This window comes from Pantoea sp. EKM101V, from assembly GCF_011800325.1.
GTDB lineage: Bacteria > Pseudomonadota > Gammaproteobacteria > Enterobacterales > Enterobacteriaceae > Pantoea > Pantoea anthophila.
The window spans coordinates 304,539-331,135 of sequence record NZ_JAALFP010000001.1; the positions used below are offsets into that span (position 1 = coordinate 304,539).

The 26,597-nt window shown below is 58.3% G+C and carries 22 protein-coding genes; 8 read left to right on the top strand and 14 right to left on the bottom strand.

Annotated elements, in window-relative coordinates:
* Window positions 1-83: 83 nt before the first annotated feature.
* Together pyrF and yciH are read left to right on the top strand one after the other, a co-directional pair.
* Window positions 84-803 carry an orotidine-5'-phosphate decarboxylase gene (gene pyrF / locus HFD92_RS01560; RefSeq protein WP_167336720.1) on the top strand — a complete coding sequence of 240 codons (720 nt, stop codon included), beginning with the start codon at window positions 84-86 and terminating at the stop codon, window positions 801-803.
* Window positions 803-1,126 carry a stress response translation initiation inhibitor YciH gene (yciH, locus tag HFD92_RS01565; RefSeq protein ID WP_167428151.1) on the top strand — a complete coding sequence of 108 codons (324 nt, stop codon included), beginning with the start codon at window positions 803-805 and terminating at the stop codon, window positions 1,124-1,126. The genes pyrF and yciH overlap by 1 nt, the downstream gene beginning before the upstream one ends.
* Before the next feature lie 78 nt (window positions 1,127-1,204).
* Here the strand turns inward: yciH and osmB are convergent, their stop codons facing one another.
* Window positions 1,205-1,420, bottom strand: coding sequence for an osmotically-inducible lipoprotein OsmB (gene osmB / locus HFD92_RS01570; RefSeq protein WP_003853848.1), 216 nt, complete (start codon window positions 1,418-1,420; stop codon window positions 1,205-1,207).
* A 347-nt stretch (window positions 1,421-1,767) separates the two neighbouring features.
* Between osmB and araD the strand changes: the two genes are divergently transcribed.
* Complete coding sequence (gene araD / locus HFD92_RS01575) at window positions 1,768-2,466, top strand: L-ribulose-5-phosphate 4-epimerase (protein ID WP_009089984.1); 699 nt, start codon at window positions 1,768-1,770, stop codon at window positions 2,464-2,466.
* 357 nt (window positions 2,467-2,823) lie between these two features.
* Window positions 2,824-3,690: a crotonase/enoyl-CoA hydratase family protein gene (locus HFD92_RS01580; RefSeq protein ID WP_009089985.1), complete on the top strand. Its 867-nt coding sequence runs from the start codon at window positions 2,824-2,826 to the stop codon at window positions 3,688-3,690.
* Window positions 3,691-3,702: 12 nt separating this feature from the next.
* On the opposite strand, the gene pdeR is transcribed toward HFD92_RS01580, so the two are convergent.
* The 5 genes from pdeR to HFD92_RS01605 all read right to left on the bottom strand — a co-directional run bounded on the left by pdeR (window position 3,703) and on the right by HFD92_RS01605 (window position 12,748).
* A complete protein-coding gene (gene pdeR / locus HFD92_RS01585) occupies window positions 3,703-5,688 on the bottom strand; it encodes a cyclic di-GMP phosphodiesterase (RefSeq protein ID WP_009089987.1) in 1,986 nt (661 codons plus the stop codon).
* A 159-nt stretch (window positions 5,689-5,847) separates the two neighbouring features.
* Entirely contained in the window at window positions 5,848-6,138 is a 291-nt protein-coding gene (locus HFD92_RS01590; protein WP_111207591.1) for a YbdD/YjiX family protein, read from the bottom strand.
* Window positions 6,131-8,200, bottom strand: coding sequence for a carbon starvation CstA family protein (locus HFD92_RS01595; RefSeq protein ID WP_111207592.1), 2,070 nt, complete (start codon window positions 8,198-8,200; stop codon window positions 6,131-6,133). The genes HFD92_RS01590 and HFD92_RS01595 overlap by 8 nt, the downstream gene beginning before the upstream one ends.
* Window positions 8,201-8,399: 199 nt before the next feature.
* Window positions 8,400-10,334, bottom strand: coding sequence for an exoribonuclease II (locus HFD92_RS01600; RefSeq protein ID WP_167428152.1), 1,935 nt, complete (start codon window positions 10,332-10,334; stop codon window positions 8,400-8,402).
* Window positions 10,335-10,444: 110 nt separating this feature from the next.
* The gene (locus HFD92_RS01605) at window positions 10,445-12,748 is read right to left on the bottom strand and encodes an FdhF/YdeP family oxidoreductase (protein WP_046101901.1); all 2,304 of its coding nucleotides are present in this window, start codon (window positions 12,746-12,748) and stop codon (window positions 10,445-10,447) included.
* Window positions 12,749-13,009: 261 nt separating this feature from the next.
* Between HFD92_RS01605 and HFD92_RS01610 the strand changes: the two genes are divergently transcribed.
* The 3 genes from HFD92_RS01610 to HFD92_RS01620 all read left to right on the top strand — a co-directional run bounded on the left by HFD92_RS01610 (window position 13,010) and on the right by HFD92_RS01620 (window position 17,192).
* A complete protein-coding gene (locus HFD92_RS01610; RefSeq protein ID WP_058957880.1) occupies window positions 13,010-14,596 on the top strand; it encodes a PTS transporter subunit EIIC in 1,587 nt (528 codons plus the stop codon).
* A 161-nt stretch (window positions 14,597-14,757) separates the two neighbouring features.
* Window positions 14,758-16,302 carry a methyl-accepting chemotaxis protein gene (locus tag HFD92_RS01615; protein WP_167428153.1) on the top strand — a complete coding sequence of 515 codons (1,545 nt, stop codon included), beginning with the start codon at window positions 14,758-14,760 and terminating at the stop codon, window positions 16,300-16,302.
* A gap of 167 nt (window positions 16,303-16,469) precedes the next feature.
* A complete protein-coding gene (locus tag HFD92_RS01620) occupies window positions 16,470-17,192 on the top strand; it encodes a YoaK family protein (RefSeq protein WP_167428335.1) in 723 nt (240 codons plus the stop codon).
* 23 nt (window positions 17,193-17,215) lie between these two features.
* Here the strand turns inward: HFD92_RS01620 and HFD92_RS01625 are convergent, their stop codons facing one another.
* Window positions 17,216-17,365, bottom strand: a complete 150-nt coding sequence (locus HFD92_RS01625) for a hypothetical protein (protein WP_167428154.1) — start codon at window positions 17,363-17,365, stop codon at window positions 17,216-17,218.
* Window positions 17,366-18,073: 708 nt separating this feature from the next.
* On the opposite strand from HFD92_RS01625, the gene HFD92_RS01630 reads away from it, so the two are divergent.
* Window positions 18,074-18,970, top strand: a complete 897-nt coding sequence (locus tag HFD92_RS01630) for a LysR family transcriptional regulator (protein WP_033736237.1) — start codon at window positions 18,074-18,076, stop codon at window positions 18,968-18,970.
* A gap of 27 nt (window positions 18,971-18,997) precedes the next feature.
* Here HFD92_RS01630 and HFD92_RS01635 read toward each other — a convergent pair whose 3' ends face one another.
* The 7 genes from HFD92_RS01635 to sapA form a co-directional block, all read right to left on the bottom strand.
* Complete coding sequence (locus HFD92_RS01635; protein ID WP_140925449.1) at window positions 18,998-20,110, bottom strand: oxidoreductase; 1,113 nt, start codon at window positions 20,108-20,110, stop codon at window positions 18,998-19,000.
* A gap of 217 nt (window positions 20,111-20,327) precedes the next feature.
* The gene (gene fabI, locus HFD92_RS01640) at window positions 20,328-21,116 is read right to left on the bottom strand and encodes an enoyl-ACP reductase FabI (RefSeq protein ID WP_009090006.1); all 789 of its coding nucleotides are present in this window, start codon (window positions 21,114-21,116) and stop codon (window positions 20,328-20,330) included.
* Window positions 21,117-21,256: 140 nt separating this feature from the next.
* Window positions 21,257-22,060, bottom strand: a complete 804-nt coding sequence (sapF, locus tag HFD92_RS01645) for a putrescine export ABC transporter ATP-binding protein SapF (RefSeq protein WP_009090008.1) — start codon at window positions 22,058-22,060, stop codon at window positions 21,257-21,259.
* A gap of 1 nt (window position 22,061) precedes the next feature.
* Window positions 22,062-23,057 (bottom strand): putrescine export ABC transporter ATP-binding protein SapD, encoded by a 996-nt coding sequence (gene sapD, locus HFD92_RS01650; RefSeq protein ID WP_167428155.1) that lies wholly within the window; start codon window positions 23,055-23,057, stop codon window positions 22,062-22,064.
* Window positions 23,058-23,948, bottom strand: coding sequence for a putrescine export ABC transporter permease SapC (gene sapC, locus HFD92_RS01655; RefSeq protein ID WP_009090011.1), 891 nt, complete (start codon window positions 23,946-23,948; stop codon window positions 23,058-23,060).
* Window positions 23,935-24,900 carry a putrescine export ABC transporter permease SapB gene (sapB, locus tag HFD92_RS01660; RefSeq protein WP_009090012.1) on the bottom strand — a complete coding sequence of 322 codons (966 nt, stop codon included), beginning with the start codon at window positions 24,898-24,900 and terminating at the stop codon, window positions 23,935-23,937. Before sapB ends, sapC begins: the two co-directional genes overlap by 14 nt.
* Complete coding sequence (gene sapA, locus HFD92_RS01665; RefSeq protein ID WP_167428156.1) at window positions 24,901-26,523, bottom strand: ABC transporter substrate-binding protein SapA; 1,623 nt, start codon at window positions 26,521-26,523, stop codon at window positions 24,901-24,903. It lies immediately after the preceding gene.
* Window positions 26,524-26,597: the final 74 nt, after the last annotated feature.

The following is a 26,597-nucleotide window of genomic DNA, read 5'->3' on the forward strand; positions in this document are numbered from 1 at the left end:
CGATTGTGATGCTCCGGAGCCGCAGGTAGAATGCTTGCCGTTTGTCTATTGCGCCTGCGGGTGCCTACTGCAGAGGAAATGCCATGCCTTCACCCCACCACGTGACCGCCTCGCCGATTCTGGTAGCGCTGGATTATCATGACCTCGACAGCGCATTGCGTTTTGTCGACCAGATCGACCCCCGCAGTTGCCGCCTGAAGGTGGGCAAAGAGATGTTTACGCTGTTTGGCCCGTCGCTGGTCAGAACCCTGCAGCAGCGCGGCTTTGAGATCTTCCTCGACCTGAAATTTCACGATATTCCTAACACTACCGCGCATGCTGTGGCGGCTGCGGCCGATCTCGGTGTCTGGATGGTCAACGTCCACGCCAGCGGCGGGGCGCGGATGATGAATGCGGCGCGTGAAGCGCTGGTTCCTTATGGCAACGATGCCCCCTTGCTGATTGCGGTCACCGTACTGACCAGCATGGATGCCGATGATCTGAACGGGCTGGGCATCACGCTCTCGCCGGCTGAGCAGGCGGAGCGACTGGCGAAACTGACTCACGCCTGCGGGCTGGATGGCGTCGTCTGCTCCGCGCAGGAAGCCGTTCGCTTTAAAGAAGTGATGGGCAACGACTTCGCGCTGGTCACGCCGGGGATTCGTCCGGCAGGCAGTGAGGCAGGCGATCAGCGTCGCATCATGACGCCTCAGCAGGCGAAGCAGGCAGGCGTGGACTATATGGTTATTGGTCGTCCGATTACCCAGGCGGCCGATCCGGCTGCCGCACTGCAGGCAATTCTGCACTCTCTGGAGATACGCTAATGGCCAATGATAATCCACTGGTTTACTCAACCGACAGCGGCCGAATTGCTCAGCCGCAGCCGAAAGCGGAACGCCCCAAAGGGGATGGCATTGTGCGCATCCAGCGTCAGACCAGCGGCCGTAAAGGCAAAGGGGTCTGCCTGATTAGCGGGATTGACCTGGATGATGCGGCACTGACACTGCTGGCGGCGGAGCTGAAAAAGAAGTGCGGCTGTGGCGGATCCGTTAAAGAGGGCGTGATCGAGATTCAGGGCAATAAACGCGATCTGCTGAAAAGTCTGCTGGAAGCCAAAGGCATGAAGGTGAAACTGGCGGGCGGCTGATAAAAAAATCGGGCTACAGACGTAGCCCGATTGTAACGCAGATGCTTAGCGTAGCCGATTATAGTTTTAATAAGGTCCTTAGTGGACCTGATGACCGATAATACCACCCACAGCGGCGCCGCCGACTGTTCCGAGTGCGCTACCATTGGTCAGAACTGAACCCCCAATTGCGCCCGCACCCGCGCCAATCGCGGTGTTACGGTCACGTTTGGACCAGTTAGAGCAGCCGCTCAGTGCGACGGCTAAGGTGGTCGCCAGTACAACGGCAGTGATTCGTTTCATTGTTGTTGTCATACACTTCTCCTTTGATGTGCTCACAGAGGCAACACTCTTAGTATAGCTCCGATATTGACTCAGCCCGCTTGTGCCGCATCATTGCCGCGTCCGTGACGGCATCGAAATGTGATCACCATGGACAAACCGTTTGTAGCGGATGAGTAGCCATGCTGTTCCAACAGGTCCATGCATTGCCGGAGAGAATTTTAATCGTTCTGCGGAAATTCCGAAGATAGAAAATTCTTAAATCACGGCACATTTTTGCATTCACAGCCATTCCTTCTGCGTTTATAGCTAATCGCTCCATAACCCTTTGTCGGCCAACTCCGCAAAATTCAGGGACGATTGTCAGCAGGAGAAGAGGCATGCTGGAACACCTTAAACAACAGGTTCTGGAAGCGAATCTGGATCTACCCAAATATAACCTGGTGACCTTCACCTGGGGCAATGTCAGCGCGATCGACCGCGAACAGGGCCTGCTGGTGATTAAACCCTCCGGCGTACGCTACGAGGTCATGAAGCGCGACGACATGGTCGTGGTCGATCTCACGACGGGTGAGGTGGTGGAGGGCGACAAGCGTCCCTCATCGGACACCGCGACGCACCGGGCGCTCTATCTCGCCTGGCCGGAGGTGGGGGGCATCGTCCATACCCATTCCCGGCATGCGACGATCTGGGCGCAGGCAGGACGACCGATTCCCGCCTGGGGAACCACCCATGCCGATGATTTCTACGGAGAGATCCCCTGTACCCGCTCCATGCGCAGCGAAGAGATTCAGCACGATTATGAGTGGAACACCGGAGAGGTGATTATCGAAACCTTTGCGCAGCGTGGCCTGTCTCCCTCCGCGATTCCGGCGGTGCTGGTCAACTCGCATGGCCCGTTTGCGTGGGGGAAGGATGCCCACGCGGCTGTCCACAGCGCCGTCGTGCTGGAGGAGGTGGCCTACATGGGCTTATTCAGCCAGCAGCTGACAGCAAACCTGCCGCCCATCCAGCAACCGCTGCTTGACCTTCACTACCTGCGAAAGCACGGCGAAAATGCCTGGTACGGGCAAAAATAATCATCAGGACGCTTCGGCGTCCTTTTTTTTACCCGCTTTACGCCGGGTGCCACGTTCTCTGTTCTGTTTTTTTCTGACTTTTCAACAGCCGAAACCTGCGGCCACCCCCTTTTAAGACGACTGCCGGATGACTGCACGCCGGTCCGCTTTATCTATTCAGTGCGCGTTAAGCATCGGCCTGGTGCTGCCTGACCGCATGCTGACAATGTGTAACGTGCCTAATCTATTTCTGACGAGCCTGTCAGGGATCACTCTGGATTTTGTGTTGTAAATCAATCTCTCATTTGGTCTGGCCTCACTCTGCATTACGCTGATGTCGCGTATTAAACGCATCAAATATAAACAGAGGATGAGACAATGACAGTAATTAACCAACCCACTTGCAGATTATTTACCGAAGCCGGCAACACCACGCAGTTAGTCGCCTATTACGAAGAAGGGCGTCGGACGATGTGGATGATGCTGCGTGCGCAGCCGCGCCCGAGTTTCAACCATGAACTGATTGAGGAGATCATGAATCTGAGCTACGCCGCACAGCGTTCTGGTCTGCCCATTGATTTCTGGGTCACCGGGTCACTGGTGCCGCAGATGTTCAACGCCGGTGGCGATCTGCGCTTCTTCGTCGAGTGCATCCGCAATAACCGCCGTGAGGCGCTGCGAGCCTATGCCCGTGCCTGCGTGGACTGCATCCACTCGGCGGCGCGCGGATTTGATACAGGAGCGGTAACGCTGGCGATGATCGAGGGGAGTGCCCTGGGCGGAGGATTTGAAGCGGCGCTGGCGCATCACTTCATTCTGGCGCAAAACAATGCGCGGATGGGGTTCCCGGAAATCGCCTTTAACCTTTTCCCAGGCATGGGCGGTTACTCGCTGGTGGCCCGTCGTTCCGGCATGAAGCTGGCCGAGGAGTTAATCTGTGAAGGGGAGTCCCATAGCGCAGAGTGGTATGAAACGCGCGGTCTGGTGGACAAAGTCTTCCAGCCGGGCGACAGCTACCGTGCCACCCGCACCTTTATCGATACCTTACGGCCGAAGCTGAATGGCGTCCGGGCGATGCTGAAAGCGCGTCAGCGCGTGCTGCAGTTGTCACGCGCCGAGCTGATGGATATCACCGAGGATTGGGTCGATTACGCCTTTACGCTCGAACCTAAAGACATTGCTTACATGGAACGCCTGGTTCAGTTACAAAACCGCCACAGCGCATCACTGCGTAAAGCGGGATAACCGGACTCAGCGTTAAACGCGGGCAGGATGCTTAGCCAGCCAATGCCCAAATTGCTCCGCGGGCATTGGTTTTGCGTAGTAGTAACCCTGACGCCCATCCACACCACTTTTGAGAACAAACGACTCTTCATCCGGGGTTTCAATGCCTTCCGCGATGACCTGCAAATCGAGCGCTTTGGCAACGGCGACGATGGCGCGCACCAGCGACTGGGAAACCGGCTGCGTACTAATATTGCGGATAAAGCTCTGATCGAGCTTGATGGCATTAATCGGCACACGGGCCAGCTGCGACAGCGAGGAGTAACCGGTGCCGAAGTCATCAAGATGAATCTTCGCGCCCAGATCCTGAAACTGCTTCATCAGCTTCAGCGCTTCGGTCTCATTCTCAATCAGGCAGCTTTCAGTCAGCTCAATGTCGATGGGGCAGTCGGTAAGCCCCGCCTCATGCAGCGCCTGTTTCAGGTCGGTGTAGATGCTTTGATCGATCAGCTGGCGGGCTGAGACGTTCACGGCGACGCGCAGAAAAATGCCCTCCTGGCGCCAGGCAATGATCTGCTTCAGCACGTTGAGCATCACCCAGCGGCCCAGCGGCACAATCAGTCCCGACTCTTCGGCATAGGGAATGAAATCGGCCGGCGAGACCAGGCCCCGTTCCGGTGAGTTCCAGCGAACCAGGGCTTCCGCACTGCGGACTTCGCCATCGCTGTCGATTTTGGGCTGGTAGTAGACCAGCAAGTGGTCGAGTTCCAGCGCCTTGCGCAGATTGGTGTCCAGCCAGAGGTATTCAAAAACCCGCTGGTTCATCTCGGCGGCAAAAACGCAGAATTTGCCGCGACCGTTCTCTTTGGCGTGATACATCGCGGTATCCGCATTACGAATCAGGCTTTCACGATCTTCGCCATGCAGCGGTGCGAACGCGATGCCGATTGAGCAGCCGCTGTAGACTTCGATCAGGCCAATACGGAACGGCTGACGCAACCGCTCCAGAATACGTGAGGCCATCGCCTCCAGCGCGGCCTGGCTGGTGTGCTCGGCCAGCACCACAAACTCATCACCGCCCAGCCGGCCCAGCGTCTGATCTTTGCCCAGACAGCTCAGGATCGCCAGCGACACCGCCTGCAGAAGCTGGTCGCCAAACATATGGCCGTAGGCGTCATTCACTTTCTTGAAGTTATCGAGATCCAGGTAAACCACACCGGTCTCATCTCCCCCGGAACGCTCCAGCGCCAGGCTAATCTGTTGATGGATGGCGTTACGATTGGGTAAACCGGTCACCGTATCGGTGTTAGCCAGTACCCGGAGCCGTTCCTGAGCCCGACGCTCCTCGGTGATGTCGGTCCCGGAACAGATGAGGAAAATTTCATTTTTGCCACTGCCGCTGTGAACAAACTTATTACGAAACAGAAAGAGTCGCTGGCCTTTGCGGGTTTTGACCCAGCGTTCGACCTCATAGGAGTTGCCGTCGCGAAAGAAGCCCGCGATGTTGCGGCGCGACTGGGACGCTTCCTGTTTGGTCATAAAGAGCTGGAAGACGTTGCGGCCAATCACCTCATGCTCATTCAGGCCGGTATATTCTTCACTGAGGCGGTTAAAACGCTGAATATTGCCGCGCTGGTCGAGGATGACAATCACCGAATTGGCTTCAGAAACCACCTGTTCGGCGAAAGAGAGTCCCAGCGTTAAATCGCGTGCAACCGCCGAGGTGTCGCCCCAGGCGGAGGCGGTGCCAGCCCAGGATGCCTGGTTCACTTTACGCCCGACAAAATGCATAGGCACATCAATGCCTTGTAAGGTCATGGTCAGGTTAATGCTTGACGTGATGACGGGCATCGCGCGAATCATCGCGGCCTGGCCGGGGGTCAGCGGCAGGGCGATATTGGTCTGTGACGACTCATCTTCAGCAAAATGTAGCGCATCGCTGTCCGCGGTCAGACGCCAATGAGGGCTGGTTGTACCAAACAGGGTGTACAACAAGGTTTGCCCTTGTTCATCGGTCATGGAAACTTCCTCCGGGAAGTGCTCTGCAGGCGTTATCTCATTATTTTAGCAACAGTATTCATCATCTGACGCCAGCACAAGATGCAAACCAAATATATTTTTCCATCCAGATAAGAATGGCACAAAAAAGCCCTGACGGTGCGGGGCATTAAGCGATGATCAGCAGGGACATTTCCCCAGTTTTCCCGCCTGACTTGGGAAGCGCGCATCCAGACAGTAACGGTGGAAATCGCGCTCGTTCATTGTCGGCTGGCCAGGATGATGCTGCCGCATATGCTGCAGATAGTTTTCATAATCCTGTACCCCGACCATTAAGCGAAAGCACTGCTGCAGGCCGCGCCAGAAGCCGCGCCAGCTGAACGCGACAGGAGCAGAGGCGGTAAGGGGATGACAGCCGATAATCTGCCATTTCCCCTGCGGCCGCTGGAACTGATGAATCGCATCAGACATGGCGCACCTCCTTGTTACGCAGCGCCACCGATGACTCGTGGGTGGTTGGCGTGTCACTGCGCAGCGCCTTGCGGATAACAAAGAACGCGGCGATCAGCATCGTCACGGCCACCAGCATAAAAAAGGCACACAGCGCCGCGTTGATCTGATTGCTGAACACGATGGTCTGCATGTCCGCCACGCTTTTTGCCGGGGCGATAATCACGCCGTCCTCCACGCCTTTGCGGAACTTGCTGGCCTGCGCCAGGAAGCCGATAGCGGGTTTCTCATGGAAGATTTTCTGCCAGCCTGCAGTCATGGAGGTGATAAACAGCCAGACGGTGGGCAGGATGGTGACCCAGGCGTAGCGCTGCTTTTTCATTTTGAACAGCACGACGGTGCCGAGGATCAACGCCATCGACGCCAGCATCTGATTGCCAATACCGAACAGAGGCCAGAGCGTATTAATGCCGCCCAGTGGATCCACCACGCCCTGATAAACAAAGAACCCCCAGCCCGCAACGGCGACGGTGGTGCCCGCCATATTGCCCAGCCAGGAACGGTTGTTCGCCATGGAAGGCACCACGGTGCCCACGAGATCCTGCACCATAAAACGGCAGGCGCGGGTGCCGGCATCGACCGCAGTCAGGATAAACAGCGCTTCAAACAGGATGGCGAAGTGGTACCAGAACGCCATCATCGCCCGGCTGTTAAAGATCTCGGTGATGATATGGGCCATCCCCACGGCGAAGGTTGGCGCACCGCCGGCGCGCGACAGAATTGAGCCTTCGCCCACGTCACGGGCGATGCCGCTCAGCATTTCAGGCGTCACCACAAATCCCCAGCCGTTAATCACCTGTGAGGCGCTCTCCACGGTGGTACCAATCAGCGCCGCTGGCGAGTTCATGGCAAAGTAGACGCCGGGGTCCAGCACCGAGGCGCAGATCAGCGCCATAATGGCCACAAAAGACTCCATCAGCATCGCGCCGTAGCCAATAAAGCGGATATGGCTTTCGCGCTCCACCAGTTTAGGCGTGGTGCCGCTGGACACCAGCGCATGGAAGCCTGAGATCGCGCCACAGGCGATGGTAATAAACAGGAAGGGGAACATCGCCCCGGAGAAGACCGGGCCAGTGCCGTCGATAAAGCGGGTCACCGCTGGCATTTTCATCTCCGGCATGGCAAAGACAATGCCCACCGCCAGGCCGACAATCACGCCGATTTTAAGAAAGGTTGAGAGATAGTCACGCGGTGCCAGCAGCAGCCAGACCGGCAGCACTGAGGCGATAAAGCCGTATATGACCAGCACCCAGGTCAGCGTGGTGCCTTTCAGGGTGAAGAAGGGGCCCCAGTAGGGGTGTTGCGCCACATCGCCGCCATAGATAATCGCCGCCATCATCAGCACAAAGCCAATCAGCGATACCTCCGCGATTTTACCCGGACGGATAAAGCGCATGTAGAGGCCCATAAACAGCGCGATAGGAATGGTCGCGGCTATCGTAAACAGCCCCCACGGACTGTTAGCCAGCGCCTTCACCACCACCAGCGCCAGCGCCGACAGGATAATGATCATCACGCCCAGTGCGCCGAGCATGGTCACCACACCGGCAAACGCGCCGAGCTCCTGACGGGCCATCTCACCCAGCGAACGACCATCCCGGCGGGTTGAGATAAACAGGATCAGGAAATCCTGAACCGCGCCCGCCAGCATTACCCCCACAAGGATCCAGATAGTACCGGGCAGAAAGCCCATCTGCGCCGCCAGAATCGGCCCGACCAGGGGACCGGCACCGGCAATCGCCGCAAAGTGATGACCGAACAGCACCCATTTATTGGTCGGGACATAATCCAGCCCGTCGCTCAGCCGCTCGGCCGGGGTCATCCGGCGGTCGTCCAGCTCGAAGATATTACGGGCAATAAACAGGCTGTAGAAACGATACGCGATGCTGTAACAGGCGACAGCGGCTATCACCAGCCAGACTGCGTTGACGTGTTCGCCGCGGCTGAGGGCCAGCATGGCAAAAGCGCCTGCGCCGATTAACGCCACCACTAACCAGATCGCGCTGGTTTTGACGTTTTTCATGACTAACTCCTTGTAGGGATCGAGAGGAAGGCGATCGAAAACAACGAGTTAAACTTAATGTAATGGAATGTAAGTGAAAGTTAATCAGTGGAGAAGTGTGAAGCGGGGTACAAATATAACCTGTTTGCAACCTGAACGGGGGCGGGAACGGGCGGGATAACCGGAGTTATCCCGCCAGATGGCATAAGTCAGCTGGAACTCAGACGGCGGGACGCGCCACGACGCTGCGGGTTTCCATGCGGACTTCGGCGATGGTGACATCAATCACGTCAGTCACACGGTAAACCACCTCGCCTTTAATCTGAACGCTGCCATTCTCCTGGCTGCAGACCATCTCATCACGCACCGCGTGAATGAACGGAGCAGGGATAAAGGCCACCGCGCCATACTCCAGCAGACGAACGCGCATACCGCCGCGTGACACGTCGATGATCTCGGCGCTGAAGCGACGATCGGTGCCGGCAAACGGCGCAAGATAACGGGCGTAGAGCCAGTCACCCACATCACGCTCGGCCATGCGGTTCAGACGACGGCGCTCGCTCATCGTGACCGTCACGGCATCGTCCGGACGGGCGATCGTCTCGCCACGGATGATCGCTTTCAGCAGGCGATGGTTGATCATGTCGCCAAACTTACGGATGGGTGAGGTCCAGGTGGCGTACGCCTCCAGTCCCAGCCCGAAGTGCGGGCCCGGCTCGGTGCTGATCTCGGCAAAGGTCTGGAAGCGACGGATGCGGCTGTCCAGGAACGGCGTCGGCTGGGCATCGAGTTCACGACGCAGCACGCGGAAGCCTTCCAGGGTAGTAATCGCCTGAGCATCCACGGTGATGCCGTGATTCGCCAGCACTGCGGCGGCCTGTTCAGCATTGGTGGCATCGAAACCGGCATGGACGTTGTAAATACCAAAGCCGAGACGGTCACGCAGCACCTTCGCCGCACAGATGTTTGCCAGGATCATCGCCTCTTCAACGATGCGGTTAGCGATGCGACGCGGTTCCGCGACGATCTCCAGCACTTCACCTTTTTCTCCCAGCAGGAAGCGGTAGTCAGGGCGATCTTTGAACACCAGCGCGTGGGTCTGACGCCACTCGCTGCGCGCCTGGCAGAGGCGATGCAGCAGACGAATCTGTTCTGCAATCGCGTCACTCTCCGGCTGCCAGCTGCCGCTGTTTTCCAGCCAGTCAGAAACGTCATCATAAGCCAGCTTGGCTTTGGACTCGATCCAGGCCGCAAAGAAGGTGACATCATCCGCCAGGCTGCCATCGGCGGCCACGGTGACGCGGCAGGCCAGCGCCGGACGGCGGACATTCGGACGCAGCGAGCAGACATCATCAGAGAGTTCGCGCGGCAGCATCGGGATGTTAAAGCCCGGCAGGTAGTTGGTGAAGGCGCGCTTCGCTGCCAGCTTATCCAGCTGACTGCCTTCCGCGACATAAGCGGTCGGGTCGGCGATAGCGATGGTCAGGGAGAGCGAGCCATCCGCCTGCGCTTCCACATAAAGCGCATCATCCATATCCTGGGTGCTGGCGCTGTCGATGGTGACAAAATTGAGCGCGGTCAGATCTTCGCGCGTCAGATTCTCATCCATCATCTCGCCAAAGCTGACATCCGGCGCTTCACGCTCAAGGTTGTGACGCGACAGCGTCACCCACCACGGCGCCAGATGGTCATCCGCTTTGACGATAAAATCGGTGATTTCGGCGTAAAAACCGCGGTCGCCTTTCAGAGGATGACGACGCATTTCAGCGACAGCCCAGTCGCCATTCTCAAACTCATGGCTGACATCGCGCGCCGGGCGGCACGGGATAGCCTCTTTCAGCAGGGGATGGTCCGGCACGATCGACAGGCGATCGTCTTTCTTCTGTACCCGGCCGACAAAACGGCTCAGGAACGGCTCAACCAGGGTTTCCGGTTCAGCACTTTCGCGGTCTTTATCGGTGTGGATCACAGCGACGATACGATCGCCATGCATCACTTTCTTCATCTGCGGAGGCGGAATGAAATAACTTTTCTGCGCATCGACTTCCAGAAAGCCGAAGCCTTTTTCGGTGCCTTTTACCACGCCTTCTGCACGTGGTGTCTGTGAATGGAGCTTCTCTTTCAGCTGCGCGAGCAGCGGGTTATCCTGGAACATAATTTTTACGTTTCGTGGCCTGAATGCGGCTGACAGTTTTACGCGAATCGACGCCGCGCGGCAAGGCAAAAAGCCGGACGAACCGGCTTTTCAGAGGGGCTGACAGGGGATCAGGCGATGCGCTGATCGGCCTGTGCCTGGGAGAGTTCCAGCTTCACGGGCACCGATTTGGAGGTCGGTGTACCGCTGCCATCACCAAAGCTGTTCAGCGGCACCAGCGGATTGGTTTCCGGATAATAGGCCGCCAGATTTCCGCGCGGAATATTATAAGGAACCAGCTTGAAACCGCTGACGCGACGGGTGATGCCATCATTCCACAGCGTTTCGATATCGACATTCTGGCCTTCGGTAAAGCCCAGATCCGCCATATCGTCCGGATTGATAAACACCACTTCGCGCTGACCAAACACGCCACGATAACGATCATCAAGGCCGTAGATGGTGGTGTTGTACTGGTCGTGTGAACGCAGGGTCTGCAGGGTGAACGGCACCGCCTGCTCCAGCGCCGGGAACAGCGAGTCCGGCAGCATCGACGCATTAAATTCCGCTTTCTGGCTTGGCGTATTGAAGCGTAACTCCGCAGCGGCATTGCCCAGGTAGAACCCGCCAGGAATATCGCATTTCGCGTTAAAATCGGCAAAGCCCGGAATGGTCGCGGCGATATGGTCGCGGATCAGGTTGTAGTCACCCGCCAGGTCGCGCCACTTCACTTTGTCATCACCCAGCACCGCCTGCGCGATCCCGGCGACGATGGCCGTTTCAGAGCGCTGCGTCTCTGCCAGCGGAATGCCGATCCCTTCGGAGGCGTGCACCATGCTGAACGAGTCTTCGACGGTAATGAACTGATTGCCGGTCGCCTGGCGGTCACGTTCCGTGCGGCCCAGCGTCGGCAGAATCAGCCCTTCATGACCCGGCACCAGGTGGCTGCGGTTCAGCTTGGTGCTGATGTGGACAGTCAGACCACAGCGCGATAACGCCTCTTCCGTGCGCGGTGAATCGGGCGCCGCCGCGGCCAGGTTGCCACCCAGCGCAATCAGCACTTTGACTTCATCACGCAGCATGGCATTCAGCGCTTCAACGGTGTTGTGGCCCGCGGCACGCGGTGGCTCGAAACCAAAATGGTTGCCCAGCGCATCCAGGAACGCCTGAGTCGGTTTCTCATCAATGCCCATCGTCCGGTTGCCCTGCACGTTACTGTGACCGCGCACCGGGCAGAGACCTGCGCCTTTTTTGCCCAGCTGGCCAAACAGCAGCTGCAGGTTGGTGATTTCACGCACCGTGTCTACTGAATGCTTGTGCTGGGTTATCCCCATCGCCCAGGTGCAGATCACCCGGTCAGCGCTCTGATAGATGGCCGCCGCTTCACGGATTTGCGCCTGCGTCAGGCCCGACTGCGCCACAATCTGCATCCAGCTGGTGTTGTCTACGGCGTCGAGGTAGGCCTCAATGCCGTTGGTTTTGGCATTGATAAAGGTCTGATCGAACAGGCCGCTTTCACCTGCCGCCAGGCGGGCACGGTGGGTTTCCAGCAGGGATTTCACCATGCCGCGCACGGCGGCCATATCACCGCCCAGATTCGGCTGATAGTAAGAGGAGCTGATGGTGCCGGCTTTAGAGGTCACCACTTCCAGCGGTTTCTGTGGATCGGCAAAGCGCTCCAGACCGCGTTCGCGCAGGGTGTTAAAGGTCACGATTTTTGCGCCGTGGTCGGCAGCGTGACGCAGGCTGTGCAGCATGCGCGGATGGTTGGTGCCGGGGTTCTGACCAAAGACAAAAATCGCATCCGCATGGTCAAAATCGTCCAGACGAATGGTGCCTTTCCCGACGCCAATACTGCGCTTCAGCCCGGTGCCGCTGGCTTCGTGACACATATTGGAGCAGTCAGGAAAGTTATTGGTGCCCACCAGGCGACCAAACAGCTGATAGAGCCAGGAGGCTTCATTGCTGGCGCGACCGGAGGTGTAAAGCTCCATCTGATCCGGATTGTCCATCGCCTTAATGTGCTGGGCGATCAGCGCAAAGGCGTCGTCCCAGCTGATTGGCTCATAGTGGTCAGTTTCGGCGTTGTAACGCAGCGGATGCGTCAGACGACCCTGATATTCCAGGAAGTAGTCACTCTGGGTGTAGAGGGTGGTTACGCTATGGCGGGCGAAAAAGTCGGTATCAACCACCCGGCGCGTCGCTTCCCAGGTCACCGCTTTGGCGCCGTTTTCGCAGAAGCTGAAGGTACTTTTATTGTCATCACCCCAGGCGCAGCCCGGACAGTCAAAACCGCGTGCTTTGTTCATGCGCATCAGGTTGCGCATATTTTTCAGGGCCGCTTTGCTGTCAAGAACGAAACGCGTGGTGGCTTCCAGTGAACCCCAGCCGCCCGCAGCCGCGCGGTAGGGTTTGATTTGGCGTTTAAATTTCATATTGAGTGCAGGCTTTTTATAGTAGGAATAATTGTTTGATGATTGTTATCAGGTTATAGCCTGATGGTGAAGGGGAGTGTGCAATTATCGTCATACCTTGTCTAATTGATTGACATAATGGTGCGATAGCTGGCGTTTATCGTGCATCGGCCAGAAGTGTGATGTTGGTCAGATTTTACCCAGTTTTAACGCGCTGATAACGGGAGTTCTCCCGGTAACGGGCTAATACTTGCTGTTTATCATCAGAGAGGGCGCGACACCATGAAACAGCTGACCAGCCAGATCCACGCGTTCGGCAAAGCGCTAATGATGCCAATCTCGGTGATCGCCGCCGCAGGGATCTTTCTCGGGCTGGCGGCGGCGATGCAGAACCCGGCGGTGACCGGTGAGGCGTTTGTTCAGATGGCGGTGCCGCAGGTCATCATCGGCTTTATCCGCAAGATCGCCGGTGCGCTGTTTACAAACCTGCCGCTCTTCTTTGCCGTGGCGAGTGCTATCGGGCTGGCAAAAGCGGAGAAGCCCACCGCCGCGTTTGCTGCGGTGATTGGCTACATCGTGATGAATGTCGGCATCAGCGCCACCCTGGCGGCCAAAGGGATCACGGCCGCCACCACCACACCGGCCGCTCTGCAGCAGGCGGGGATGGATCAGACGACGGCGATGATGACCTCGGCGGAATATATCAGCATGCTGGGGGTCTTTACCTACAACATGAGCGTGCTGGGTGGGGTGATTGCCGGGCTGATAACGGTCGCGCTGCACAACCGCTTTTACACCCAGCAACTGCCTACTGCGATCAGCTTTTTTGGCGGGCGGCGTTTTGTGCCAATCGTCACCGTCGTCTGCCTGCCGCTGGTGGGGGTGCTGCTGGCGCTGGTCTGGCCGACCATCGGCCAGGGGATCGCCTGGATCGGCGCGATGATCGGCAAAAGTGGACAGTATGGCGCGTTCCTGTTGGGGGCATTTGAACGCATTCTGATCCCCACCGGCCTGCACCATATCCTCAACGAAACCGTTCGCTTCACCCCGATCGGCGGTATGGCGGTGGTCGATGGCCAGACCATTGTCGGTGCGCTCAACATCTTCAACGCGTCGCTGACCCACCCGGGGTCGATCCCGGATGCGACGCTGCGCACCGCCACGCAGTTTCTGGCGCAGGGCAAAATTCCGGTCATGATGTTTGGCCTGCCCGCCGCTGCCCTGGCGATCTATCACACCGCACGGCCAGAGCATAAACAGCGGGTCAAAGCGCTGGTGATGGCGGGCGCGCTGACCTCGTTCACGACCGGTATTACGGAACCGCTCGAGTTCTGCTTTATTTTTGTCTCGCCGGTACTCTATCTCCTGCACGCCTTCCTGACCGGTCTCTCCTTCATGCTGATGTCGATGCTGCATCTGATGATTGGCAATGTGCAGGGCGGCATCATCGACCTGGTGGTATTCGGCATGCTGGGCGGGGCGAAAACGCACTGGTGGTGGACACTGGCGCTGGGGGCCGTCTATGCACCGCTTTACTACTACGCTTTCCGGCTGGTGATCACCCGGATGCATGTCGAAACGCCGGGCCGGGAATCGGAAGAGGAGAAACCGCAGCAGGTCGCTGCGGATGAGCGCACCCAGGTGATTATCAGCGGGCTGGGCGGGCAGGCCAATATCGAGGATGTCGATTGCTGCTTTACCCGACTGCGGGTCCGGGTCAGAGAGATGAATCAGGTGGTGGACCAGACGCTGATGAGCACCGGTGCCAACGGCGTCAATCGCGTCAGCGAGCATGATGTTCAGGTGATTTACGGGCCGCAGGTCGAGAAAGTCGCCAGTGAGGTGAAGCGGGCGCTTGGCGTGGCATAGCGACAGCCTGTTTCGGGTCATCAGCGGGCGGTCTGCCGGAAAGGGGAAGAAAGGCTGCACGCTGCCGCTCCGCTTATTGTAACTAAAAAAAGTTCAGCCCTAATGAGCTGCTTTTTTTTGCCGATATAGCCACTCATCCTCCCAATTTCCGGAACGTAGCGATGTCGTTAAAAAAGTCCTCCCTGATTATTTTTTCTTTCCTGCTGGCGCTGTTTCTTACCAGCGTGGCAATCAGTACCTGGCTGCTTGTTCAGAGCAATCACTCCCTGAATGCGGTTAACAAAGAGATCCGCGTTGTGCTGTCGGTGATCGACCCTATCAACCACAGCCGTACGCTGCGTGTCCGCCTGATGGAGTACATGAAGTCGATAGAGGGCAGTGAGGCGAATAACCCGGCCACGCTGGACAGCGTTCGCACCGTTGCCGGTAAGGCGGATGCGGCGTTTGAGGCCTATATGAACGCGCCGCGTCTGCCGGGCGAAGAGGCTGAAGCGGAAGCCTATCGTCAGGCCTATCAGGCCTATCGCCAGCAGGGCCTGCAGCCGTTAATTGAGGCAGCAGAAGCGCACGACCAGCTGCGATTCAAAAACCAGATTGCCACCGTGGTGCGTCTGGATCGCCAGTATGAAATCATTCTGGATCGGGTGCTGGCACAGCATGAAACCTACGCCAGAAAACTCAACAGTGATGCGCAGAGTCATTTCACCACCGGCATTACCCTGCTGGGACTGTTTGGCGTGCTCTTTTTTGCCATCATCATCGCGATCTACATCTTCATGAAGCGCTACGTGCTCTCTCCGCTGAATGATGCGCAGGAACACTGCAGGCTGATTGCGGCGGGCGTGCTGGACAGCAGCGTCCCGGTCAGGGCGAACTCCCGCAGTGAAATTCAGCTGCTGATGGGCTCGCTGGAGCAGATGCGCAGCGCGCTGACCTCTATCATTCTGCAGGTTCGTGACTCGACCCGCTCTGTCTCCACCGCGTCACAGGAAATTGCTGCGGGCAACATCGATCTCGCCTCACGCACCGAGCAGCAGGCTGCCGCGCTGACCGAGACCGCCGCCAGCATGGAGCAGCTGGGCGCAACGGTGAAACAGAACACCGAAAACGTCTTTGAAGCCTGCCGCCTGACCAGTGAAGCGGTGAAAAATGCCGAAAGCGGTGAGAAAGTGTCGCAGGAAGTGGTGGTTTCAATGGGGCTGATTAACGCCAGCTCGAAGAAGATTGAAGAGATCACCACCGTTATCGACAGCATCGCTTTCCAGACCAACATTCTGGCGCTGAACGCAGCGGTGGAAGCGGCCCGCGCCGGGGAGCAGGGGCGCGGTTTTGCGGTGGTGGCGGGCGAAGTCCGGAACCTGGCACAGCGCAGCGCCACGGCCGCCAAAGAGATTGAGAGCCTGATTGCCGAATCGGTCGCCATCATTCATGCCGGTTCTGATCAGGTCAGCCGCACCGGTGAGGCGATGAGCGCGATTATCTCCTCGGTGAGCCAGGTTAACCTGCTGATGGAGCATATCTCTACCGCGTCAGATGAGCAGAGTCGCGGCATCGGCCAGATTGAACAGGCCGTGACCGAGATGGACAGCGTGACGCAGCAGAACTCGGCGCTGGTGCAGGAGTCTGCAGCGGCCTCCGCATCGCTGGAAGAGCAGGTGCGGTACCTGACGCAGTCGGTATCCACGTTCCGTCTTGCCAGTCATTAACCGGCGGTTCCGCGCGGCGCCAGTGCCGCGCGGAACCTGCTGCCGGTAAGGCATGTTATCCGGGCAGCTTGCCCTGACGTCAGGGCGCCGGGAGAGTTTGATTCAGCGCCTTGTCGCCGGCCGGGAAACGGCGGATGATAAGGCTTTCCTCTGAATATGTGGTGGTCATGCTAATCAGTACAGAAAGTGCCCGCAGCCACAGCGCCGATACCCGTCTGGCCTGTACGCTGGCGGCCGCTGCGGGGTCGCTGAACACCGCCGCCTTTGAGATTGTCGGTTTCTTTTCTGCCAACATGACCGGCAATGTTTCGCTGCTCTCCGATCATCTGGCAAAAGCGAATCCGGGAACCGGCCTCTTTTTTCTCGCCATCGTTATACTCTTCATCGCCGGGTCGGCGCTCTCCACCCTGGTTATCAATTCCGGTCGCCGCAGAAACATCCGCACTATTTATGCCTTTGTTATCCTGGCTGAAGGCGCTGCGCTGATAGTTCTGGGGGTGATAGAAAATCACTTTCCGCCGCTGTCGCCGGGCGTGGTGTTAATCCTGAGCCTGAGCTTTCTGATGGGGCTGCAGAATGCGGTGGTGACACGGATTTCGGACGCCCGCGTCCGTACCACCCATGTCTCCGGCACGGCGACCGATATCGGGATTGAGTTGGCGATGCTGTTTGAGGTGCTGCGGCGTAAAATCTCCCCGAAAGAGGCACCGCTCTACCTGAGCCGGCTGCGGCTGCATGTGCTGACGCTGCTCGCATTCCTGGCGGGCGGTATAGCCGGAATAGGGCTCTACAGGCTGCTCAGCTACGACTTTCTGCTGCTGGTGGGGTTCGGCCTGATCTGCCTGGCGCTGAACGCCATTTTCCGCCGGCCGGTAAAGACGGCAAGCTGATGGTCGGGCATCTGCAGAGAAAATTAGCAGGCGCCAGTTAACAGCATGGCCGGATGAGACCGGTTATCCAGGGCAATCTCAATCATCTGCTGCTCGCGTTCTGCGGCTTCATCTGCTGAGCCTGGAAAATTCATAGTTACCACCCAATTAAAGGCAATAAAAAACCCCGCCATGGCGAGGTTTCATGGTTTATCTTTGTCGCGTTTATCCTGCCCTGGCTTCCATTCGACTCCGCACATACCGCAGGATCATCTACCGCCAGGATTCTTTTCAGATCTCCAAAAGTTGCAGAAGGGGCACGTTCTGGGTTGGCAGCTTATTTACCTTACTCCTTCAGGTAAGCCGGGGCCGATCCCCGCAGCGTCTCGCTTTCAATAATTCATCCACCGAAATCAGAGCGCAAAAAAGCCCGCGTTACGCAGGCATGAATTGGGACAAAAAGGAAAAATCTCAGTATCAGCATTCGCTGACAGTCGCACCATACAGTGTTCCGGGCCAATAGATAGTGATGAATATGGCAATAGCGAAGCGTGAGCACGTTATGTATGTTCGCCCTGTAAAACGAGGCAGCGCCCGTGCTGTAGTGCACAAATTCAGCACCAGCCGCAGCTTTACAATAGTGCTTATCAAGAGGGGATTACTGATGGCGAGACGATGCAGGTTCATGGACTACAGGACATTATCGTGTTGGGTAAGGTTACAGCTGAGGTTCTGTCAGCGTTCGAGTCATACCGACCCACAATTTGAAGCCCACCTGCAACAGGCATAGTATGATGTGAGAAGAAAAGAAATCTGAGGTGAAATTTCATTTAGGTCATCGCGTCGTACATAACACTAAATGGAAATTTAATTAACACCTGACTAATTGATTGGTAATTAAAATCGACATTAAACAACTGATTTACCTGTGTAACCTGGAGCGCGAACGCCATTTCGGGCGCGCCGCGGAAGCCAGTTTCGTTACACAGCCGACACTCTCAATGCGCCTGAAAAATCTGGAGCGAGAGCTGGGCCTGCCGCTGATTAACCGCAGTAATAACTTCGCCGGATTTACGCCAGAGGGCGATCGCGTGCTGGCATGGGCGCGGGAAATCGTTTCGGTGTATCAGGGGCTGAAGCTGGAAGTCGAATCACTCAAACATGGGGTAAACGGCACGCTGCGGGTGGGAGTGGTTCCGCAGTGCAGCATGGCCCTGCCGCTGCTGCTGAAAGTGGTTCAGGAGAGATATCCGCAGCTCGACTACCGCATCGCGGTGCTGAGCGCTGATCAGCTGCTGGATGCGCTTAACAGTCACACCGTGGATGTCGGCATCGGCTTTTTTGAGATGGCGACCCTGCGCGAACTCCATTTTCAGACCGAGCTGCTGGCGGACCGCGGCGTTGAAGCGGTGTTCCATCCTGACCATTTCCCGGCGCTGGTGGGTGATACGCCGCTGGCGCTGTCGGATCTGGCGCAACAGCCGCTCTGCCTGGCGGAGCCGACCCGCTATTTCCGCCGTTATCTCGACATGGCCTTTCGTGAGGCGGGGCTGGTGCCACGGGTGATCGTCGAGAGCGCGTCCGTCATGCAGCTGATGCAGTGCGCCCAGGTCGGGCTGGGGCTGCTGGTGTCACCAGTGGGGCATCTGTTGCCCGCTTCACTTCAGGGGCTGCAGCAGCGCGCCATCACGCTGCCACCCATGGCACGTCAGGCGGCGCTGGTTATCGCCGAGCCTGGCCGTGCCACCCCGCTGGCCCAGCACTTTTTCGATGAAGCGCGCGCGCGGCTGCCGATGTAACCGGCGGCAGGCTCTCACTTTTTACGATTACTGCGCTTCGCCCAGCGCGTAAAAGAGGCGACTGTTCCAGTTGCCTATCGCGACACGCTGAATCAGTGCGAACAGCGCATCATTCTCCCAGCCCGCTTCCATGAGGGGTTGCAGATGGGCCGCGCTGAAGCGCTCCGGTGAGCGGGTCAGCTGCGCCGCCAGTGCAATAATCTGCTGTTCTGCGCCGCGTGATCCGGCATCATCGACCCCTTCAATCAGACCCGCCTGACCGTTCAGCAGCCGGAAAAGCCAGCGACTGCCGAGGATGCGGGCGGCGACCGCCTCTGGCAGAGCCTGATCGTCAGAGAGGTGCTGACGCAGCTGCGCCCAGCCATATAACGCCGCAGGATCGTGTGCCAGCACCCAGACTGCCTCCTGCATACCCGGCAGTGACTGGCAACGGGTAATTGCTGCGAGCTGCTCCGCGCTGGCATAACGCAGCTCCAGCGGCTTCAGCACCGGCTGCCAGCGGGCGGGCTGATCGAAGCCGGTTGCCTCTGCATCGGGGGGCGCGGTACTGCCGGGCAGCCAGCGAACCGGCTGAGCCTGCAGTGCCTGTAAGCCCGCCACCACCCGCGCCTGATAACTGACAAACCCGATCACCTGATTCAGCGTCACGATATCGGGCTCGGTCAGGCCAACCCCATCCAGTGCGGTAATGGCGCTGCCGTTGATCAGCTCAGGCTGCATCGCCAGCTGACGGGCGTATTGCGTGATCTGGGTCAGGCGGTTGTTACTTTCGCGTGAAGAGTCGGGGCCGGGCAGCGGATTCAGGCGGGCAGAGTAGTGGTTACACAACCGCTGGATCCCCGCCACCTGCGCGACGGTCAGCGCGGTGCTGAGGCGGTCGTAGAGCGTTAACGTATGGGTGAGCGACGTGGTCACCCGATCGGGAAACAGCAGCTGCGCCAGATCGCGTGCAGCCAGCAGGGCGGGCTGCTGCGAGCGCAACAGAGAGTGCATCCCGGCGTGATCGGCGTGGCAGCCCAGCAGAAAACGGTCATCGATATGGGCGGCCTCGGGCACCAGCGGCGCGGCCTGAGAGGTTCGTGGACTGGTCTGGCTCTCGTAAAACCAGTGGTTATGGCCCGGATAGCGGCGTTGTTCCATGATCAATCCTTTTGCAGATTCGGGTTCGGTATGCAGGCGGCAGAATCTGAAAATGTGCATAAACCGAAGGGCAGGCTTATCGTCGCTGATGGCCGGGCCGGGGCAAAAGAATGATCGGTGATAATTAATAGCGTTACGCTATAACGGCAGAAAAATCAGGGAGTGAGGCGGGGCGGGGGCAAAAAAAGAGGGCGAGCCAGGCTCGCCCTCAGGGAACTTATTTCAGTTCCAGTTCGTTCATCGCGGCGATGCTGAAGCCGCCATCAACGTGAACGACTTCACCGGTGATGCCGCCTGCCAGATCAGAGCAGAGGAACGCGGCAGAGTTGCCGACATCTTCGATGGTGACGGTACGGCGAATCGGGGTAACCGCTTCGCAATGCGCCAGCATCTTACGGAAATCTTTGATGCCTGAGGCGGCCAGGGTGCGGATTGGACCTGCAGAGACGGCGTTAACACGCACGCCTTCCGGGCCCATGGCGTTTGCCATGTAACGCACGTTCGCTTCCAGGGACGCTTTCGCCAGACCCATCACGTTGTAGTTCGGGATCGCGCGCTCAGCACCCAGGTAAGAGAGGGTCAGCAGACCGGAGCCTGGATTCAGCATCTCACGGCACTCTTTCGCCATCGCAACGAAGCTGTAAGCACTGATGTCATGCGCGATTTTAAAGCCTTCACGGGTAACGGCGTTCACATAGTCGCCATCCAGCTGGTCGCCAGGCGCGAAGCCGATAGAGTGAACGAAACCGTCAAATTTCGGCCAGGTTTTTGCCAGTTCAGTGAACAGAGATTTGATGCTCTCATCTTCTGCGACGTCACATGGCAGCACGATGTCTGAACCCAAATCTTTAGCAAACTCTTCCACACGACCTTTTAACTTGTCGTTCTGGTAGGTGAAAGCCAGTTCTGCGCCCTGTTTGTGCATCGCCTGTGCAATACCGTAGGCGATGGAAAGTTTACTGGCAACGCCAGTAATCAGAATGCGCTTACCGGAAAGAAAACCCATAGCTGTAATCCTTATGGTCATTGTTGTTGGCGGCCGCATGATTAAAAAGTAAGCGACCGACGTTAATCGACGTGCGGATTCTAGCACGTCTCTCATAAATCAGGTAAACCGGCCCGCAATTTCCGCGACGGGCAGCAAAATCAGCGTTCGCGTCGCCAGGCTTCGGCACTCAGCGCTTCGCCGAAATGGCTGCTGATCAGGCGTCGGGTCAGATCGTGCAGCGGCGAGGCCAGCACATCCGCGGTGCCGCCGCGCTCGACCACTTCGCCCTGATGCATCACCAGCACCTTGTCGCTGATATGTTTCATCATGCCCAGATGCTGCGTCACATAAATGTAGGAGATACCGTGTTTTTCCTGCAGCTCCAGCATCAGGTTCACCAGCTGGGAGCGCATGGTCATATCCAGCGAGGCCAGCGCTTCATCGGCCACGATCACTTTGGGCTGCAGGATCAGCGCACGGGCCAGACCCAGACGCTGCTTCTGACCGGGTGCCAGCATATGGGGATAATAACCGGCGTGATCGCGCAGTAATCCCACCTGCCGCAGGGTTGCGATGATGCGCTTCTCGCGCGCTTCCGCATTGAGATCGGTGTTGAGCCGCAGCGGAAAATCGAGAATCTGACTGATGCGCTGGCGCGGATTCAGGGAGGTGGAGGGGTCCTGAAAAATCATGCGGATGCGCTGACTGCGGTAGCCATAATCGCCGAAGGTCAGCGGATGATCGTCAATCAGAATCTCACCCTCCGTCGGCGCGACCATGCCGCTGAGCATCTTCGCCAGGGTGGATTTGCCTGACCCGTTCTCGCCGATGATGGCCAGCGTCTGCCTTTCACGCAGGGTAAAGCTCACCGATTTCACCGCCTCGACATGCTGACGGCGGAACAAACCGGTGCGATAGCGAAACGTTTTACTCAGGTTGCGCACTTCCAGCAGGGTTTCCATGTTACTGGCCCTCCATATTGAGCGGGAAATGGCAGGCGTAAAGATGCGTTTTGCTGCCGGTCAGCCTCGGCGTTTCAATACATTTGCGCTGGGCGTAAGGACAACGCGGCCCCAGCCGGCAACCTATCGGCAGGCTCTCCAGCGAAGGGATCGCCCCGGAGAGGGTGTTGAGACGACTCTTGTGCGGCAGCGCACGCCCGAAATCGGGCATCGCCCGAATCAGCGCCTGGGTATAGGGGTGATGCGGTGTGCTCATCAGATCGTCGCTCTGCGCGGTTTCTACCGTCTGGCCGCAGTACATCACGTTAATCCGATCCGCCCACTGGCTCATGGTGCGCAGGTCATGACTGATCAGCAGAATGGTGGTGTTGTTATTCTGATTCAGGCGGCTCAGCAGGCGGAAAATCTGCGCCTGCGTGGTCGGCTCCATGGCGTTGGTCGGTTCATCCGCGATCAGCAGACGCGGCTGATTCGCCAGCGCAATGGCGATCATCACTTTCTGGCACTCGCCTTCGGTCAGCTCATAGGGGAAGCTGCGCATGATATCTTTGTGGTCTTTAATACCGACGCGATGCAGCAGCTCGATGGCACGGGTTTTGCGCCAGAACCAGAAACGTTTCAGCCACGGCCCTTTATATGTCCAGCGCGGGATCACCTGCATCAGCTGACGACCGATACTTTCAGAGGGATCAAGACAGGATTGCGGCTCCTGAAAAATCATCGAGACGTTATGCCCGATAATACGGCGGCGCTCGCTCGGCGTCAGGCGCAGCAGATCCACATCATCAAACACCATACGGTCTGCGGTCACACGCCAGTTGTCATTGGTTACGCCGCAGATGGCCTTTGCCACCAGACTTTTGCCTGAGCCGGACTCCCCGACCAGACCGCGGATTTCCCCTTCGCCCAGCGTCAGGTTTACGCGGTCCACCGCTTTAACCGGTCCGTCAGCGGTCATAAATTCGATGGTGAGATTACGAATATCGAGTAACGGCATCTATTCCACTCCCGCTTCGACGGCGCGACGGATGCCGTCACCGAGCAGGTTAACAATCAATACGCTGACCATCAGCGCCACGCCCGGCAGCATCACGGTCCAGGGGGCCACGTAGATCAGCTCCAGCGAGTCGCCCAGCATCGCGCCCCACTCGGGTGAGGGCAGCTGCGCGCCCAGGTCGAGAAAGCCGAGTGCGGCAATGTCCAGAATCGCCATCGACAGCGCACGGGTGATTTCCGTGATCAGCAGCGGCAGAATGTTCGGCATAATGGCGTAGCGCAGGATGTTGCGGCCGCTGGCCCCGTCCAGACGTGCGGCGACCACATACTCTTTTTCCAGCTCATCATGCACCGCGCTGTATATCTCACGCACCAGGCGAGGCATCAGCGCCAGCCAGACCGCCAGCAGCGCATGCTCCAGTCGCGGTCCGAGAAAAGCCACGACAATGATCGCCAGCAGCAGCGAAGGAATAGAGAGCAGCGTATCCAGTACGTGGTTCATTACCGCCGAGCGGATGCCGTGGGTCATGCCGGCCAGCACGCCCAGTATCAGCGCGCCCAGCGTGGCGAACAGCGTGACCAGCATCGCTGACCCTACCGTCGGGCCTGCACCGCTCAGCAGGCGGCTCAGCACATCCCGCCCAAGATCGTCGGTGCCGAGGAAAAAGGAGACGTCGCCATAGCGTGACCACGACGGCGGCAGCAGCTGATACCCCAGGAACTGCTGATCGATGCCGTAAGGCGCGATCAGCCCGCCGAACAGGCAGAGCAGCAGCAGGGCGCCAAAGCCATACAACCCGACCATCGAAATCGGATTGCCGTAGAAATGGTGCCAGCTCTGACGAAACGCGCTGGGCAGGCGTTTCTCGGCATAGATATTATCTAAGGGCATACCATTCCTTATGTTTTAGCGGATTCATTGCCGCGCCAATCACATCAGAGATGACGTTGACCAGGATCACCAGCCCGCCAATCACCATCACCCCGGCGGAGATAGCCGCATAATCCTGCTGACGAATCGCATTGATCAGCCAGCGGCCCAGTCCGGGCCAGTTGAACACCATCTCGGTAATCATCGCCAGCGTCAGCATGGTGGAAAACTGCAGCCCCAGACGCGGGATGACCGGCGGCAGGGCGTTATGCAGCACGTGCCGGCGGATCACCGTAAAGCGCGACAGCCCCCGGGTAGCGGCTGCTTTAATATAATTTTTATCCATCACGTCGCTGGTGCTGTTGCGCAGCAGGCGGATCACCTCTGTGGTGGGGGCCATCGCCAGCACCAGCACCGGCAGAATCAGGTGGGTCAGCGCGCTGATGATCATCTCGTGACGCCAGGGCGAAGGACTCAGCCAGGCATCGATCAGCGCAAAGCCCGTGATATTCTGCACCGGGTAGAGCAGATCGTGGCGACCCGACACCGGCAGCCAGCCGAGCGTCAGCGAGAAGAAAAGCGTGAACAGCAGCGCCAGCCAGAAAATCGGCGCGGAGAAGCCGAACAGCGCCAGCGCACTGATGGTTTTATCCTGCCATTTATTGCGCATCACCCCGGCGCAGATCCCCAGCGGGATCCCCACCAGCAGCGCGAACAGAAACGCCAGGATGCAGAGCTCCATCGTCGCCGGGAACACCTCGCGCAGCTGCAGGCCAATCTCCTGACCGTTGGTGCTGGAGACGCCAAAGTCGAATTGCAGCATTCCTTTAAACCAGAACCACCAGGCGTCCGAAAGCGCAGCGCCTTCCAGCGGCGCGTTGGGGGTAAAGTAGCTCAGGCTGAAGCTGACCAGCGACAGCAGAAACAGGGTAATGACCAGCAGCAGCAGACGCCGCAGAAGATAGATAATCACTTACTTTTCCTTATCGCTTTCACGATAAACCCCGGCAAACGAGGCGTTGCCAAACGGACTCAGCACCAGCCCTTTAATATCATGGCGGAATGCCTGCAGACGCAGCGAGGAGGCCAGCGGCAGCACCGGCAGCTCCTGCGCCAGAATCTGCTGCGCTTTGTCATAGCTGTCGATGCGGCCAGAGAGCTGCTGCGACAGCAGGGCATTCTGCAGCGTTTCATCAAAGGCGGGTGAGCACCAGTGCGCGTAATTGGTCTGGGAGCGAATTGCCGCGCAGCTGAGCAGCGGACGGAAAAAGCTGTCCGGGTCATTACTGTCAGTGGCCCAGCCAGAGAGGGTCAGATCGTGATTCATCGCCATCAGCTGTGCCTCCTGGAAGCGCCCCTCCACCGGCACAATCATCAGCCGGACACCCACCTGGGCCAGATCCGCCTGCAACAATTCAGCCGTTTTCAGCGGGCTGGGATTCCAGGATTGCGACGCTGCGGGCACCACCAGCCGCAGATGCAGATCGCTGATGCCCAGCGCGGCCAGCGCTTCGCGTGACTTCGCCGGGTCATAGCCAGTGATACGCGCATCATTGTCATACGCCCAGGAGGCGCGCGGCAATATCGACGCGGCCGTTTCAGCCGTTCCGTAATAGATGGACTCCATCAGGCGTTCGTTGTTGATCGCCAGCGCCAGCGCATGCCGCACCTCAGGCCGGTCCAGCGGCGGCTTGCGGGTATTGAAGGCCAGATAGGCGATGTTCATGCCAGGGCGCAGCGTCATCCGCAGGCGCGGGTCATCGCGCAGGATACTGAGCTGACTGGCGGCCGGGTAGGCCAGCACGTCACACTCACCGGTTAACAGTTTAGAGAGTCGCCCGGTGCCGCCGGAACCGAGATCGATGACCGCCTGCTGCAGACGCGGCACGCCTTTCCAGTAATGCGGATTGCGCGCCAGACGAATGTACTGGCCGGTGCGATATTCGCTGAGCTGATAAGGGCCGGTGCCCACCGGCTGCCGGTCCAGCTCCTCCTGATGCCCCTGCGCCGTCAGCTGGTCAGCATACTCTTTCGAGAGGATCGGCGCATAGTGCGTCGCCATGTGCCACAGGAACGACGCGTCCGGGCTGTTGAGCCGGAACTCGACCGTCCGGTTATCGATCTTCTTCACGCTCTGAACAGAATCGGCGAACTGCAGGCTGTCAAAGTAGGGGTAGTTGCCGCCATTCACGTTATGCCACGGGTGATGGCGATCAAACATGCGGGCGAAGCTGAAGACCACATCCTCAGCATTGAGGGTGCGGGTGGGGCGGAACTGATTCGTCTGCTGGAAGGCGACGCCACTCCGCAGGTGAAAGCGGTAGGTCGCGCCGTTATCGCGCACTTCCCAGCTGGAGGCCAGATCGGGTTTCAGCCGGTAGGTATAGGGGTCGACATCCAGCAGACGGTCATATAGCTGAGCCGCCAGGGTATCCACCGTCAGCCCGCTGCTGGCCATCTGCGGATTAAAGGTGTTCAGCGTGCCGCTGACGCAGTAGACAAAGCCGGACTGGCGGATATCACCCGCCGGTGCTGACCATGCAGGGGCACTCAACACGCTGAGGCTGAGCAACAGCGAACTTAGTAGTTTTGACATAGAACTCAACGATTTTGAGGCATTGAACAGAGTGTATCGCAAAGCGGGCGTTGTCCCAAAACCTGCAACCGCTG

Bases quoted from the DNA above. Each gene is read 5' to 3' on its own strand.
- pyrF (WP_167336720.1), top strand. From the start codon at position 84: ATGCCTTCACCCCACCACGTGACCGCCTCGCCGATTCTGGTAGCGCTG.
- yciH (WP_167428151.1), top strand. From the start codon at position 803: ATGGCCAATGATAATCCACTGGTTTACTCAACCGACAGCGGCCGAATT.
- osmB (WP_003853848.1), bottom strand. From the start codon at position 1,420: ATGACAACAACAATGAAACGAATCACTGCCGTTGTACTGGCGACCACC.
- araD (WP_009089984.1), top strand. From the start codon at position 1,768: ATGCTGGAACACCTTAAACAACAGGTTCTGGAAGCGAATCTGGATCTA.
- HFD92_RS01580 (WP_009089985.1), top strand. From the start codon at position 2,824: ATGACAGTAATTAACCAACCCACTTGCAGATTATTTACCGAAGCCGGC.
- pdeR (WP_009089987.1), bottom strand. From the start codon at position 5,688: ATGACCGATGAACAAGGGCAAACCTTGTTGTACACCCTGTTTGGTACA.
- HFD92_RS01590 (WP_111207591.1), bottom strand. From the start codon at position 6,138: ATGTCTGATGCGATTCATCAGTTCCAGCGGCCGCAGGGGAAATGGCAG.
- HFD92_RS01595 (WP_111207592.1), bottom strand. From the start codon at position 8,200: ATGAAAAACGTCAAAACCAGCGCGATCTGGTTAGTGGTGGCGTTAATC.
- HFD92_RS01600 (WP_167428152.1), bottom strand. From the start codon at position 10,334: ATGTTCCAGGATAACCCGCTGCTCGCGCAGCTGAAAGAGAAGCTCCAT.
- HFD92_RS01605 (WP_046101901.1), bottom strand. From the start codon at position 12,748: ATGAAATTTAAACGCCAAATCAAACCCTACCGCGCGGCTGCGGGCGGC.
- HFD92_RS01610 (WP_058957880.1), top strand. From the start codon at position 13,010: ATGAAACAGCTGACCAGCCAGATCCACGCGTTCGGCAAAGCGCTAATG.
- HFD92_RS01615 (WP_167428153.1), top strand. From the start codon at position 14,758: ATGTCGTTAAAAAAGTCCTCCCTGATTATTTTTTCTTTCCTGCTGGCG.
- HFD92_RS01620 (WP_167428335.1), top strand. From the start codon at position 16,470: ATGCTAATCAGTACAGAAAGTGCCCGCAGCCACAGCGCCGATACCCGT.
- HFD92_RS01625 (WP_167428154.1), bottom strand. From the start codon at position 17,365: ATGGCGGGGTTTTTTATTGCCTTTAATTGGGTGGTAACTATGAATTTT.
- HFD92_RS01635 (WP_140925449.1), bottom strand. From the start codon at position 20,110: ATGGAACAACGCCGCTATCCGGGCCATAACCACTGGTTTTACGAGAGC.
- fabI (WP_009090006.1), bottom strand. From the start codon at position 21,116: ATGGGTTTTCTTTCCGGTAAGCGCATTCTGATTACTGGCGTTGCCAGT.
- sapF (WP_009090008.1), bottom strand. From the start codon at position 22,060: ATGGAAACCCTGCTGGAAGTGCGCAACCTGAGTAAAACGTTTCGCTAT.
- sapD (WP_167428155.1), bottom strand. From the start codon at position 23,057: ATGCCGTTACTCGATATTCGTAATCTCACCATCGAATTTATGACCGCT.
- sapC (WP_009090011.1), bottom strand. From the start codon at position 23,948: ATGCCCTTAGATAATATCTATGCCGAGAAACGCCTGCCCAGCGCGTTT.
- sapA (WP_167428156.1), bottom strand. From the start codon at position 26,523: ATGTCAAAACTACTAAGTTCGCTGTTGCTCAGCCTCAGCGTGTTGAGT.